Annotated in this window: 12 protein-coding genes; 7 read left to right on the top strand and 5 right to left on the bottom strand. The window is 59.6% G+C overall.

Annotated elements, in window-relative coordinates:
• The first annotated feature begins 30 nt into the window (after positions 1-30).
• Both RGV06_RS00445 and RGV06_RS00450 read left to right on the top strand, forming a co-directional pair.
• A complete protein-coding gene (locus RGV06_RS00445; protein WP_322149058.1) occupies positions 31-1,719 on the top strand; it encodes a class I adenylate-forming enzyme family protein in 1,689 nt (562 codons plus the stop codon).
• A gap of 88 nt (positions 1,720-1,807) precedes the next feature.
• Positions 1,808-3,190: a DUF1329 domain-containing protein gene (locus tag RGV06_RS00450; RefSeq protein WP_401016403.1), complete on the top strand. Its 1,383-nt coding sequence runs from the start codon at positions 1,808-1,810 to the stop codon at positions 3,188-3,190.
• A gap of 84 nt (positions 3,191-3,274) precedes the next feature.
• On the opposite strand, the gene RGV06_RS00455 is transcribed toward RGV06_RS00450, so the two are convergent.
• On the bottom strand, positions 3,275-3,631 hold the full coding sequence (locus RGV06_RS00455; RefSeq protein ID WP_019827409.1) for a VOC family protein: 357 nt from the start codon (positions 3,629-3,631) through the stop codon (positions 3,275-3,277).
• Positions 3,632-3,859: 228 nt separating this feature from the next.
• On the opposite strand from RGV06_RS00455, the gene RGV06_RS00460 reads away from it, so the two are divergent.
• Genes RGV06_RS00460 through RGV06_RS00480 form a run of 5 tightly spaced genes read left to right on the top strand, consistent with a single transcriptional unit; the run spans position 3,860 to position 9,456 of the window.
• Complete coding sequence (locus RGV06_RS00460; protein WP_322149059.1) at positions 3,860-5,524, top strand: AMP-binding protein; 1,665 nt, start codon at positions 3,860-3,862, stop codon at positions 5,522-5,524.
• Between the two features lie 33 nt (positions 5,525-5,557).
• Entirely contained in the window at positions 5,558-6,325 is a 768-nt protein-coding gene (locus RGV06_RS00465) for an SDR family NAD(P)-dependent oxidoreductase (protein WP_019827411.1), read from the top strand.
• A 10-nt stretch (positions 6,326-6,335) separates the two neighbouring features.
• Entirely contained in the window at positions 6,336-7,529 is a 1,194-nt protein-coding gene (locus tag RGV06_RS00470; RefSeq protein ID WP_019827412.1) for an acetyl-CoA C-acyltransferase, read from the top strand.
• 9 nt (positions 7,530-7,538) lie between these two features.
• The gene (locus tag RGV06_RS00475) at positions 7,539-8,666 is read left to right on the top strand and encodes an acyl-CoA dehydrogenase (RefSeq protein WP_322149060.1); all 1,128 of its coding nucleotides are present in this window, start codon (positions 7,539-7,541) and stop codon (positions 8,664-8,666) included.
• 16 nt (positions 8,667-8,682) lie between these two features.
• Positions 8,683-9,456: an enoyl-CoA hydratase gene (locus RGV06_RS00480; protein WP_322151799.1), complete on the top strand. Its 774-nt coding sequence runs from the start codon at positions 8,683-8,685 to the stop codon at positions 9,454-9,456.
• 143 nt (positions 9,457-9,599) lie between these two features.
• On the opposite strand, the gene RGV06_RS00485 is transcribed toward RGV06_RS00480, so the two are convergent.
• The 4 genes from RGV06_RS00485 to RGV06_RS00500 all read right to left on the bottom strand — a co-directional run bounded on the left by RGV06_RS00485 (position 9,600) and on the right by RGV06_RS00500 (position 13,178).
• A complete protein-coding gene (locus tag RGV06_RS00485) occupies positions 9,600-10,751 on the bottom strand; it encodes an acyl-CoA dehydrogenase family protein (RefSeq protein WP_322149061.1) in 1,152 nt (383 codons plus the stop codon).
• Positions 10,752-10,754: 3 nt separating this feature from the next.
• Positions 10,755-11,861 carry an enoyl-CoA hydratase/isomerase family protein gene (locus RGV06_RS00490; protein WP_198822029.1) on the bottom strand — a complete coding sequence of 369 codons (1,107 nt, stop codon included), beginning with the start codon at positions 11,859-11,861 and terminating at the stop codon, positions 10,755-10,757.
• Between the two features lie 148 nt (positions 11,862-12,009).
• Entirely contained in the window at positions 12,010-12,780 is a 771-nt protein-coding gene (locus RGV06_RS00495; protein ID WP_019826338.1) for a 3-hydroxybutyrate dehydrogenase, read from the bottom strand.
• A gap of 116 nt (positions 12,781-12,896) precedes the next feature.
• The gene (locus RGV06_RS00500; RefSeq protein ID WP_016781241.1) at positions 12,897-13,178 is read right to left on the bottom strand and encodes a peptidylprolyl isomerase; all 282 of its coding nucleotides are present in this window, start codon (positions 13,176-13,178) and stop codon (positions 12,897-12,899) included.
• Positions 13,179-13,213 lie beyond the last annotated feature (35 nt).

Consider the following 13,213-nt stretch of genomic DNA (forward strand, 5'->3'; position numbering starts at 1 on the left):
GCGAACTGTTCGAGTCTGGAGAATAACAAGATGAAACTTGAGCAATGGCAGAGCGCCTGGCAACAGTTGATTGGTGCCGGCTCGCCTTTTGAAGTACTGACGCCGCCGGAAGGCGGGCCGAAGTATTTTCGGCATTGCGCCGCCAGTGTCTGGGCTGCCATCGACAGCGGTCGGGTTCACGCAGATCGCGAGTTTCTGGTGTGGGAGCAGCAACGACTCACGTTCAGCCAGTTTTTCGATCAGGTGGATCGACTGGCCGGGCAACTGGTGGAGCGCTTTGGTGTACACAGGGGCGACCGTGTGGCGATTGCCATGCGTAATCAGCCCGCCTGGCTGGTAGCGTTTGCCGCTATCCAGCGATGCGGTGCGGTATGCGTGCCGCTCAACAGCTGGGGGCTGCGTGACGAGCTGTTTCATGGCCTGCAGGACAGCGGTGCGTGTTTGTTGCTGTGCGACGAGCCGCGATTGCAGTTGCTTGCCAGCGACCTGCGTGACCAGGGGCTGGCAACCATTGTGGTTGGCCTGAGCGAAGATACTCCGCTGGAGGAGCACTGCCAGCGTCTGGAAGACCTGCTGGCTGCACCGGCCTTAAGCACTCCGGTGCAAACCGTCAGTGCCAGCGACCCGGCCATGATTCTCTACACCTCGGGCACGACCAGCCTGGCCAAGGGTGTGTTGTCGACCCACCGCGCTGTCTGCCAGGCGCTGGTTGCGCTGGAGTTTCAGGGCGCGTTTTGCGCGGTCAGTTCGCCGGAGCGCATCAGTGTGGTGATCAACAGCGGCTATGCCCCCACCACCTTGATGGCGGTGCCGTTGTTTCATGTCAGTGGCTTGCATGCGCAGTTTTTACTGGCCTTGCGCAGCGGTCGGCGCCTGCTGCTGATGTACAAGTGGGACGTGGAAAAAGCCTTCGACCTGATCCGTGACGAGCAGTGCACCCAATTCAACGGCGCGCCGGTGATGATGCAGCAATTGCTCACCTCGCCACGCTTTGGCAGTCCTGACACGGCAAGCCTGTTTGGTCTGGGACTGGGCGGGGCGGCACCGTCCAGCAGCCTGTTGGCCCACCTGACCCAGCGCAAACCCGAAGCGGTCGGCGGCAGTGGTTATGGGCTGACCGAGAGCAACGGGATTTGTGCAGCGATTGGCGGTGATCAGTTTGTCTACAAGCCGTCGTCAGCGGGCTGGCCCTTGCCAATTGTTGACGTGCGCATCGGCGACAGCCCGAATCGCCCCTTGCCCAGCGGGGTCAGCGGTCTGATCTGGGTGCGCTCGCCAACGCTGATGAGCGCGTACTGGAACCTGCCTCAGGCCAGTACCCAGACCTTGCAAGAGGGTTGGCTCGATACCGGCGATATTGGCCTGCTGGATGACGAAGGTTTTCTCTACATCACCGATCGGGCCAAGGATCTGATCAACCGTGGCGGCGAGAAGATTTCAGCGGCCGAGGTCGAGTCCTGTGCCTGTGAGATGCCCGGTGTAATCGAAGCCGCCGCCTTTGCCGTACCTGATGATGTGCTGGGCGAGGTGGTGTTTCTGGTGGTGCGCGGCGACCCGGCCTCAACCCCGGACCGCGATGCAGTGCGGGGTTTTATTGCGCAGCGCCTGGCGAGCTTCAAGGTCCCTGCACAGATCCATATCCAGCACACACCGTTTGCCCGGAATGCTTCGGGCAAGATGCTTAAAAGCTTGCTCAAAGAGCTGTTGGTAACGGCCTGAATAGTCTTTGTGGACGATGTACTCGCCTGTGAATGGCGAAGAATGGACGCATACCCCTCAGCAAGCTAATTCGCGTAGGAGGCAATACATGAAAATAACAAGAACAGGCGTAATGCTCGCAGCCGCCATAGCTGTCAATGTGGCAGCCATCGGTACGGCATCCGCTCAGGTATCTCCCGCAGAAGCGGCCAAACTGGGTAAAGAGCTGACCTGTGTAGGGGCCGAACAGGCGGGTAACGCAGCCGGGACAATCCCGCCGTATACCGGCAAGTACCTGGGCGAAGTACCGGGCTGGAACCATGTGAAGTTCTCGGGCGGCCAACCCGTTGACCCCTACGCTGCGGAGAAGCCGATCCTGGTGATCACCGCGCAAAACATGGCGCAGTACGAAGACAAACTGACCGAAGGCCAGAAAGCGCTGCTCAAGCGTTATCCGACCACTTACAAGATGAATATCTACACCGGTCATCGTGATTTCCGCTACCCGGACTACGTGTGCAGCCGCGCCATGAGCAACGCTTTGAACGCCAAGCTGGTGAACGATGGCATGGGCATTGAAGGTTTGGGCCAAGTGCCGTTCCCGATCCCGAAAAGCGGGATGGAAGTGCTGTGGAACCACCAGCTCCCGGCCCGTGCCTGGACCGAAGAAAAAACCAGTGACCTGGCGTCTGTACTGCCCAATGGCAGCATTGGTTGGGGGCGTGCCTATGGGCGGGGCCTGTCACAGGCGAACTCGCCGACCGTCGAGCCCAAAACCGAAGGCAAGATTCAGGCAATGGGCAACAACACGACCCTGAAACCTGCACGTGACAACGGCGTGATCAGCATTTCCCACGAACCCTATGACTTCCAGACCAACCCGCGTCAGGCCTGGAGCTATAGCCCGTCTACCCGCCGCGTACGCTTGCTGCCTGGCTACGGCTACGACCAGCCGATGATCGGCACCAACGGCACCATGACTGTCGACGAAGACCGTTTGTTTAACGGTTCGCCGGAGCGCTTTAACTGGAAACTGATCGGCAAGCGTGAGATCTACATCCCGGCCAACGCCTACAAGCCCAACGCTGGCACGGTGAAGTACGCCGACATGCTGACGCCCAACCATCCCAACCCAGACTTGATGCGTTACGAGCTGCGTCGTGTGTGGGTCCTGGAAGGGGACCTGAAAGAAGGCTATCGCCACGTCTACGGCAAGCGCGTGCTGTTTATCGATGAGGACACCTGGAACTCGGTCATGGCGGACAACTACGATGCCCGTGGGCAGCTGTGGAAACACGCAATGGTCAACTATTACTACCACCCGGACATGAGTGGCTGGCAGGCGGGTTCGCAGTTCTTCATGGACTTGAACTCGGGGCAGTACACCGGCTACGGCATGACCAACGAAGCCAAGAAAGGCCCGATCCTTAACGAAGGCAAATTCACACCTGACCAGTACACCGCTGATGCGGCACGTGCCATGGGCCGCTAAAACGCTCGCGGTACGTTGCCAGTGACAGCAAAAAGCCCCGTCAGTTAATGCCTGGCGGGGCTTTTTGTGTTCAGGGTTGGCGATTTATTCGCCTGCGGACCAGATCGCCAGCTCATAGCCGTCCAGGTCGCAGAAGTGGAAACGGCTGCCGCCCGGGAACTTGAATTCAGGTCGCGTAATCCGGCCGCCAGCGGCAATGACCGCCTGCTGTGCCCGGGCCAGGTCATCGGCATACATGATGATGAGCGGACCCCCCGGGCGTACGGCCTCGCCCGTGGTGAAGCCGCCGCTCAGGCGGCCATCGCTGAACTCGGTGTAGGTGGGGCCGAAGTCAGTGAAAGTCCATCCAAATACGGCGCCATAAAACGCTTTGCTGCGCGCTATGTCGTGGACATTGAATTCGATGTTGTCGATCTTGTAGTGGCGGCTGTCTAGGGTCACGGGCATCTCCTTATGTGGGTGAAATATAGAGCGGTGCAGGGATATACGCCACTAGACGACAGGTGGGGAACCCAGGGCCTGAGGCGCGTTGTGGTCGAGCCGGTCATTGGCCAAAGCAGTCATTCAGCTTGAGCGGTTTGACCATTGTTGCAGAGCCTTCGCGGGGCGATTATCAACAGGATTTTTCACGGTTCCCATCCTAAAAATAAAGACCGAGGGATTCTGCTGATGCGCGACTACCTGACCGCGATGACTGATTTTGACTACCAACGTACTGTGACGGGCGCACTGGACGGCCATCTTGAGGCCGTCAATGCCTGCGTCGAGTGCTGCGATCGCCATGCCTTGCCGGGCCGCATTGCGTTGTTCTGGGAAGGCCGGGATGCCAGCAGCGCCACGTATACCTTCACCCAGTTACAGGATCAGGCTGCGCGCTTTGCCAATTTTCTGTTGGCCCAGGGCGTAAAGCGCGGCGACAAGGTGGCAGGTTTGCTGCCACGCAATGTCGAGTTGTTGATTGTTGCGTTCGCCGCCTGGCGCATTGGTGCCATTTACCAGCCTCTGTTTACCGCCTTCGGTCCCAAGGCCATCGAGCACCGGCTCAACAGTTCCGGTGCAGCGTTGGTGGTCACGGATGCGGTGAACCGCGTCAAACTCAATGAAGTCAACGATTGCCCGGCGATTGTCACAGTGGCAGGTGCCAAAGGGCAGGGTCTGGTGCGCGGCGATTTCAGCTTCTGGGCCGAACTGGACAACTACCCGGCCGTCTGTGAGCCGGTCATGCTCACAGGTGAAGACCCGTTTTTGCTGATGTTCACCTCGGGTACCACGGGCCCGGCTAAACCGCTGCTGGTGCCGCTCAAGGCCATCGTTGCGTTCCAGAGCTATACCCGGGATGCAGTGGGGCTGCGTCCTGAGGACTCGTTCTGGAACCTGGCTGATCCGGGCTGGGCGTACGGGATTTATTTCGGAATCACCGGGCCGTTGTCCATGGGCCACCCGATTACTTTGTACGATGGCCCGTTTACGGTTGAGAGCACTTGCCGGGTCATCAAGAAATACGGCATCACCAACCTCACCGGTTCGCCCACCGCGTATCGCATGCTGATTGCTGCCGGGGCTGCCTTCTCGAGCAAGATCAAGGGCCAGCTGCGAGTCGTCAGCAGCGCCGGTGAGCCGCTCAACCCCGAGGTGATTCGCTGGTTTGCCGATGAGCTGAACGTCACCATCCATGACCACTATGGGCAGACCGAAGTCGGCATGGTGCTGTGCAACCACCACGGGCTTGATCATCCGGTGCATATGGGCGCTGCGGGCTTTGCCTCGCCGGGCCACCGGATCGTGGTGCTCGATGACAACCATCAGGAATTGCCGGTTGGCCAGCCGGGAATTCTGGCAGTCGATCGCAGCCAGTCGCCGATGTGCTGGTTTGGCGGTTATCAAGGCTTCAATACCAAGGCTTTCGTTGGCAATTACTACCTCAGCGGCGACACCGTGGAGCTGAACCCGGATGGCAGCATCAGCTTCGTCGGGCGCAGTGATGACGTCATCACCACCTCCGGTTATCGCGTAGGGCCTTTTGATGTAGAAAGCGCCCTGATCGAGCACCCGGCCGTGGTTGAAGCCGCCGTGGTGGGCAAGCCGGACCCCGAGCGTACCGAGCTGGTCAAGGCGTTTGTCGTGTTGAACCCCCAGTATCTGGGTGATGCGCAACTGGCCGAAACCCTGCGTTTACACGTGCGCCAGCGTCTGGCTGCCCACGCTTATCCCCGTGAAATCGAATTTGTCACCGAGCTGCCGAAAACCCCGAGCGGCAAGCTGCAGCGCTTTATTTTGCGCAACCAGGAAATCGCCAAGGCTGAACTGGCTGCAAGCGGCAAAGCCACGGCCTGATTTTTAACAACCCTATTTTGGTCAGGAACAACCATGCAAATCGAAAACAAGGTTTTTATCGTCACCGGTGGAGCATCAGGACTGGGTGCTGCCACAGCCGACATGTTGGTCAAGGCGGGTGCCCGGGTGATGCTGGTGGACATGAACGCCGATGCCGTGGCCGCCCAAGCGAACAAGCTGGGGAGTCAGGCGCGTAGCGCAGTGGCAGACATCAGCCAGGCGGATGCCGCACAGGCAGCGGTTGCAGCCACGGTGGCAGCCTTTGGCGGGGTCAACGGACTGATCAACTGTGCGGGCATTGTGCGCGGCGAAAAGATCCTCGGCAAAAATGGCCCCCATGGGCTGGAGAATTTCAGCCAGGTCATCAACGTCAACCTGATTGGCAGCTTCAACATGCTGCGCCTGGCCGCAGCGGCCATTGCCGAGACCACCGCCGATGCCGATGGCGAGCGCGGGGTGATCATCAATACCGCTTCGGTGGCGGCGTTCGACGGTCAGATCGGCCAGGCGGCCTATGCGGCTTCCAAGGGCGCCATCGCCAGCCTGACCTTGCCTGCGGCCCGTGAACTGGCCCGCTTCGGGATTCGCGTCATGACCATCGCACCGGGCATTTTTGAAACACCGATGATGGCTGGCATGACCCCTGAAGTGCGTGACTCCCTGGCCGCCGGTGTGCCGTTCCCACCGCGCCTGGGCAAGCCTGACGAGTACGCGTCGCTGGTACGGCATATCATTGAAAACAGCATGCTCAATGGCGAGGTGATCCGTCTCGACGGCGCCTTGCGCATGGCTGCCAAATAAGGGGTGTGAAATGACAATTGCCAATGATCCGGTCGTGATTGTGAGTGTTGCACGCACGCCCATGGGTGGCTTTCAGGGTGACTTCAAAGGCCTGACCGCACCGCAACTGGGTGCCGCGGCGATCCGCGCCGCAGTAGAGCGGGCCGGTGTGGCCCCCGATGGCGTAGAGGAGGTGCTGTTCGGTTGCGTTCTGTCGGCGGGTCTGGGCCAGGCGCCTGCCCGTCAGGCCGCCCTGGGTGCCGGGCTGGACAAGGGCACACGCTGCACCACGCTGAACAAGATGTGCGGCTCAGGCATGGAAGCCACCATTCTGGCTCATGACCGCTTGCTCGCCGGGAGCGTCGATGTGGTGGTGGCGGGTGGCATGGAAAGCATGTCCAACGCACCGTATTTGCTGGATCGCGCACGCAGTGGCTACCGCATGGGTCATGGTCGGGTGCTGGATCACATGTTTCTCGACGGTCTGGAAGACGCCTATGAACGTGGTCGCCTGATGGGCAGTTTTGCCGAAGACTGCGCCCAGCTCCACGGCTTCAGTCGTGAGGCTCAGGATGCGTTTGCCGTGGCGTCGCTGACCCGTGCGCAGCAGGCGATCAAGGATGGCAGTTTCAGCGCCGAGATCGTTCCGGTGCAGGTGACCACGGGCAAGGAGCAGCGCCTGATCAGTGAGGATGAGCAGCCGCCCAAGGCCAATCTTGCAAAGATCCCCACGCTGAAACCGGCTTTCCGGGAGGGCGGGACGGTGACTGCGGCCAACTCCAGCTCGATTTCCGATGGTGCGGCGGCGCTGGTGCTGATGCGCAGGAGCGAGGCGCACAAACGCGGTCTTGAACCCTTGGCGGTGATCCACGGGCATGCGGCCTTTGCCGACGAACCCGGCCTGTTCCCGACCGCCCCGGTGGGCGCGATCAAGCGGCTGATGAGCAAGACCGGCTGGGACCTGAACCAGGTTGATCTGTTCGAGATCAACGAAGCGTTTGCAGTGGTCAGCCTGGTCACGATGGCCGAACTGGATATCCCCCACGCCAAGGTCAATATCTACGGCGGCGCCTGTGCGCTGGGGCATCCGATCGGTGCTTCGGGAGCGCGCATTCTGGTGACCCTGCTTTCGGCACTGCGTCAGCAAAAGGCCAAACTCGGCGTTGCAGCAATCTGCATCGGCGGCGGTGAAGCCACGGCGATTGCCGTGGAATGCTTGTATTAAGGGTTTTTTATGCTGCCTACCTCCGAACACTTACAAATTCGCGAAGCCGCCCAACAGTTTGCCCAGGAGCGTTTGAAGCCCTTTGCCGCTGAATGGGACAAGCAGCACCGCTTCCCCCGCGAGGCCATCGACGAGATGGCGCAGCTGGGCTTCTTCGGCATGCTAGTGCCTGAGGAGTGGGGCGGTTGCGACACGGGCTACCTGGCCTACGCGATGGCCCTTGAAGAAATTGCCGCAGGCGACGGGTCGTGCTCCACGATCATGAGCGTGCACAACTCGGTGGGTTGTGTGCCGATTCTCAAGTACGGCACCGAGTATCAAAAACAAGAGTTTCTGGTCCCGTTGGCCAGTGGTGCGATGCTTGGGGCGTTTGCCCTGACCGAGCCCCAGGCGGGCTCCGACGCCAGTGACCTGAAAACCCGTGCCCGCCGGGAGGGCGATTTCTATGTGCTCAATGGCTGCAAGCAATTCATCACGTCGGGACAAAACGCCGGGGTTGTGATTGTGTTTGCGGTGACGGATCCGGCGGCGGGCAAGCGCGGTATTACCGCCTTTATCGTGCCCACGGACTCACCGGGTTACAGCGTGGCCCGGGTCGAGGACAAGCTGGGGCAGCATGCTTCAGACACCTGCCAGATCCTGTTCACCGACCTCAAGGTGCCGGTGGCCAATCGTCTGGGTGAAGAAGGTCAGGGCTACAAAATTGCCCTCGGCAACCTGGAAGGCGGGCGCATCGGCATCGCTTCGCAAGCAGTGGGCATGGCCCGCGCGGCCTTCGAAGCTGCACGGGACTATGCCCGTGAGCGCGTGACCTTTGGCCAGCCATTGGTTGAGCATCAGGCGGTGGCGTTTCGCCTGGCCGATATGTCGACTGAAATCGCGGTTGCCCGGCAGATGGTTCGTTACGCCGCAGCCTTGCGTGACAGCGGGCAATCGGCGTTGGTCGAGGCTTCGCAGGCCAAGCTGTTTGCTTCGGAAATGGCCGAGCGTGTGTGCTCCAAGGCGTTGCAAACCCTGGGCGGTTATGGCTACTTGAGCGACTTCCCGCTGGAACGGATCTACCGCGATGTGCGGGTGTGCCAGATCTATGAAGGCACCAGTGACATTCAGCGCATGGTCATTTCGCGCAATCTTTGAATCGAGGGCATTAATGATGAGCTACGAAACCATTCTGTTAGACATTCATGGGCATGTTGGCCTGATTACGCTGAACCGGCCCCAGGCGCTCAATGCCTTGAATGCACAGTTGGTCCGTGAGGTGAACCAGGCGCTGGACACACTGGAAGCCGATAACGAGATTGGCTGTATCGTCATTACCGGTTCGAAAAAAGCCTTTGCCGCTGGTGCGGACATCAAGGAAATGGCCGACCTGAGCTATCCGCAAATCTATCTTGATGACCTGTTTTCGGACAGTGATCGCGTGGCGACCCGGCGCAAGCCGATAATTGCGGCGGTAGCGGGCTTTGCCTTGGGCGGCGGTTGTGAGCTGGCGATGATGTGCGATTTCATTCTGGCCGGTGACAACGCCAAATTCGGCCAGCCGGAAATCAACCTGGGCGTGTTGCCTGGTATGGGCGGCACACAGCGACTGACCCGCGCAGTGGGCAAGGCCAAGGCGATGGAAATGTGCTTGAGTGGACGCTTGATCGGGGCCGAAGAAGCCGAGCGCTCAGGGCTGGTTTCCCGTGTGGTGCCGGTGGACGAGTTGCTCGACGAGGCGTTGAAAGTGGCAGCGCTGATTGCCAGGAAATCCTTGCCGGTGTTGATGCTGACCAAGGAATGCGTGAATCGTGCATTCGAGATCAGCCTGTCTGAAGGTGTGCGTTTCGAGCGACGGGTATTCCACGCCATGTTTGCGACACACGACCAGAAAGAAGGGATGGCGGCGTTTGTCGAAAAGCGCGAGGCCGAATTTGAGAACCGCTAAAAGTCACTGACTGTGGATGTGGGAGCGGGCTTGCTCGCGATTAAGGCAACCGGGTATATCAGTCATGCCGGGTCGCTGCCATCGCGAGCAAGCCCGCTCCCACAGGCGTTCTGTTTTTTTGGTGGGAGCCTGCCTGCAGGTGTCTAGATCAGATAATTCTTCAGTTCCCGTGCAATCACCATGCGTTGAATCTCGCTTGAGCCTTCATAGATCTGGGTGATGCGAGCATCGCGGTAGTAACGTTCTACCGGGTAGTCTTCAAGGTAGCCATAGCCACCATGAATCTGGATGGCTTTGGAGCAGACGTACTCGGCCATTTCCGAAGCAAACAGCTTGGCTTGCGAGGCTTCTGACAGGCAGGGCTTGCCCGCGCTGCGCAGGCGCGCCGCATGCAGGATCAGCAGTCGCGCAGCATTGATTCGGGTTTGCATGTCAGCCAGCATGTTGGCAATGCTTTGGTGTTCGATGATTGCCTTGTCAAATTGCACCCGGTCACGGGCATAGCCCAGCGCTGCTTCGAAGGCCGCGCGGGCGATACCCAGTGCTTGAGCGCCAATCCCGATGCGTCCGCCTTCGAGGTTGGACAGTGCGATGGCCAGCCCCTTACCACGTTCGCCGAGCATGTTGGCCTCAGGCACGGTGCAGTTGTTCAGGGTAACGGCGCAGGTATCCGAGGCGCGAATGCCCATTTTATGTTCGGTACGGTCGACGGTAAAACCGGGAGTAGAGGTAGGCACCAAAAACGCCGAAATGCCTTTTTTGCCAAGGTTCGGGTCGGTAACGGCAAACACGATGGCCAGCTTGGCGCGCTTGCCATTGCTGACGAATTGTTTGGCGCCGTTGATCACCCACTGGCCGTCGCGCAACTCAGCCCGTGTGCGCAGGTTATGGGCTTCAGAGCCCGCTTGTGGCTCGGTCAGGCAGAAGCAGGCGATGGTCTGGCCGCTGGCAAGCTCCGCCAGCCAGGCTTGCTTTTGCGCCTCGCTGCCGTATTTGAGGATCGGCCCGCAGCCGACCGAGTTATGAATACTCATCAGTGCACCGGTAGCGCCATCACCGGCCGAAATTTCTTCCACGGCCAGGGCGTAGGCAACGTAATCGACGTAGGTGCCGCCCCATTCTTCCGGGACTACCATGCCCAGCAGGCCCAGTTCGCCGAGCTTGGCTACCAGTGCGTCGTCGATCCAGCCGGCTTTTTCCCAGGCCTGGGCATGGGGGGCGATTTCGCGGCGGGCAAAGTCGCGGGCCATGTCGCGGATCATGACTTGTTCTTCGCTCAGTTCGATGTCTTGCATGACTCAGGCTCCCTTCGCGTCGAATGTGGTGAAAAAACTGGCAACATGCGCGGGATCCAGTGCGTCCAGGGTGGGTGGGTTCCAGTGCGGGGTTTTGTCCTTGTCGATAATCAGTGCGCGGACGCCTTCCATCAGGTCCCCGCGATCAAACCATTGACGGTCCAGGTGCAGCTCCAGGGCGAAACATTGCTCTAGGGGCAGCTCACGGCCACGGCGCAGCATTTCAAGAGTGACGGCCATTGCCAGGGGCGAGCGGGTTTGCAGCAGGTCAGCAGTTTCGTTGGCCCAGTCGCGGGTTTCAGGCGCTGTAACGGCGCGCAGATGAGCAACGATTCGCGGTATATCGGCTTGGGCAAAAACGCTGTCTATCAGGGGGCGAAGACTGGCCAGCGGCGGCTCGGGCAACACGGTCACCGCGAACGTTCCGATCAGTGCTGTCAGATCATCAATGGGGGTGCCTCGCCATTCGAGGGTATCGAGGCTTCTATCCAGTTCAGGCAGTTTGCTGCTCTCCAGATAGCCGTCAGCCAGCCCGCAATACAGCGCGTCGCTGGCGCGGATTTGCACGCCGCTGACTCCCAGATAAGTACCAAGCTGGCCAGGTGTGCGGCTCAGAAAGTAGCTGCCCCCCACGTCAGGGAAATAACCTATGCCAACTTCCGGCATCGCCAGCTTGCTGCGCTCGGTGACCAGACGCAGGTCTGCGCCTTGCACCAGCCCCATGCCGCCGCCGAGGACAAAACCGTCCATCAAGGCAATCACGGGTTTGGGGTAGTGGTGCAGGGTGAGGTCGAGGGCGTATTCCTCTTCGAAGAACACCGTGTGCAGGGTGTCGTTGTTTTTGTAGCTGTCGTATAACGAGCGGATATCACCGCCAGCGCAAAAGGCTTTTTCGCCAGCGCCACGCAGAACGATGGCTTTTACCCGGGGATCTGCGGCCCAGGCATCTAGATGTTGCTGGAGGCTGCGAACCATCTCCAGATTGATGGCATTCAGACCGCTGGGGCGGTTGAGGGTCAGGTGACCAATGTGGTTACGGACCTCGGCCAGAATAGTGTCGTCAATTGGAGCGATTTCCGGTGTCGGTGAGGAGGAAACCTGAGCAGTCATCACTAACTCCCTGCTTTATATTATTTTTAGTCGGTGTTCACGGGCGAACGATCACCGATGCTAACAGTGCAAATTTGCCCATTACAACCCTGATAAGTGCAGGGTTGGTGTGCATTTTTGCATGTCTGCCGTGCAGCAATGTGCGAACTTATTGCGCCAGCCAACCGCCGTCCACATTCCAGGCCGCGCCGCGTACCTGGCTGCCTGCCTCGCTGCATAAAAACAGCACCAGTTCCCCCAGTTGGGGCGGGGTCACGAATTCCAGGGAGGGTTGTTTCTCGGCCAGCAGATCGTGCTGCGCCTGATAGGGATCAATGCCCTGACTGATGCGCTGATCAATCTGTTTTTGCACCAGTGGCGTCAGCACCCAGCCCGGGCAGATGGCGTTGCAAGTGATGTTGCTGGTGGCGGTTTCGAGGCCAACGACTTTGGTCAGGCCGATCACGCCATGTTTGGCGGCGACATAGGCGGCTTTGCCGACCGAGCCCACCAGGCCATGAACCGAAGCGATATTGACAATGCGTCCCCAGCCACGCTTGCGCATGCCGGGTAAGGCCAGGCGGGTACTGTGGAACACGCTGGACAGGTTGATCGCGATGATTGAATCCCAGCGTTCCACCGGGAACTCCTCGACGCTGGCCACATGCTGGATGCCAGCGTTGTTGACCAGAATATCGATGCCGCCAAACTCGCGATCGGCATAACTGATCATGTCGGCGATCTGAGCCGGGTCACTGACATCCGCCGGATGATGGCCGACTTTGACGCCCAGCTGTTCGATTTCAGCAATGACTTTGCTGGCATCGCCAAAGCCGTTGAGTATCAAGTCGGCGCCAGCTTTGGCCAAGCTCAGTGCAATGCCGAGGCCGATACCGCTGGTGGAGCCGGTAACCAATGCAGTTTTACCCTTAAGGCTCATGATCAATTCCTCAGTTCGTCGGGTTGGTGAATGAGGAAACGTAGCACGTGGTTTGCAGTTGCGGATACGAAACGGCCCACCAAGAGGTGGGCCGTTTTCACGCAGCGCGGGGAGAATTAGTCCTGGCGGCTGGTGACTTCCAGCAGGTGGTAGCCGAACTGGGTTTTAACCGGGCCCTGAACCACGTTGATTGGCGCGCTGAAGACGACGGTGTCGAATTCTTTAACCATCTGGCCTGGACCGAAAGAACCCAGGTCGCCGCCCTGACGGCTGGACGGGCAAGAAGAGTTGGCTTTGGCAACTTCGGCGAAATCAGCGCCGCCTTCAATTTGGGCTTTCAGTTCGTTGCACTTGTCTTCGGTGGCAACAAGGATGTGACGGGCAGTGGCTTTGGCCATGAGGGAGTACTCCTTTCAAGAAAGTGCCGAGCCTA

It is taken from the genome of Pseudomonas sp. CCI3.1 (assembly GCF_034313985.1).
In the GTDB taxonomy this organism is placed as follows: domain Bacteria; phylum Pseudomonadota; class Gammaproteobacteria; order Pseudomonadales; family Pseudomonadaceae; genus Aquipseudomonas; species Aquipseudomonas psychrophila.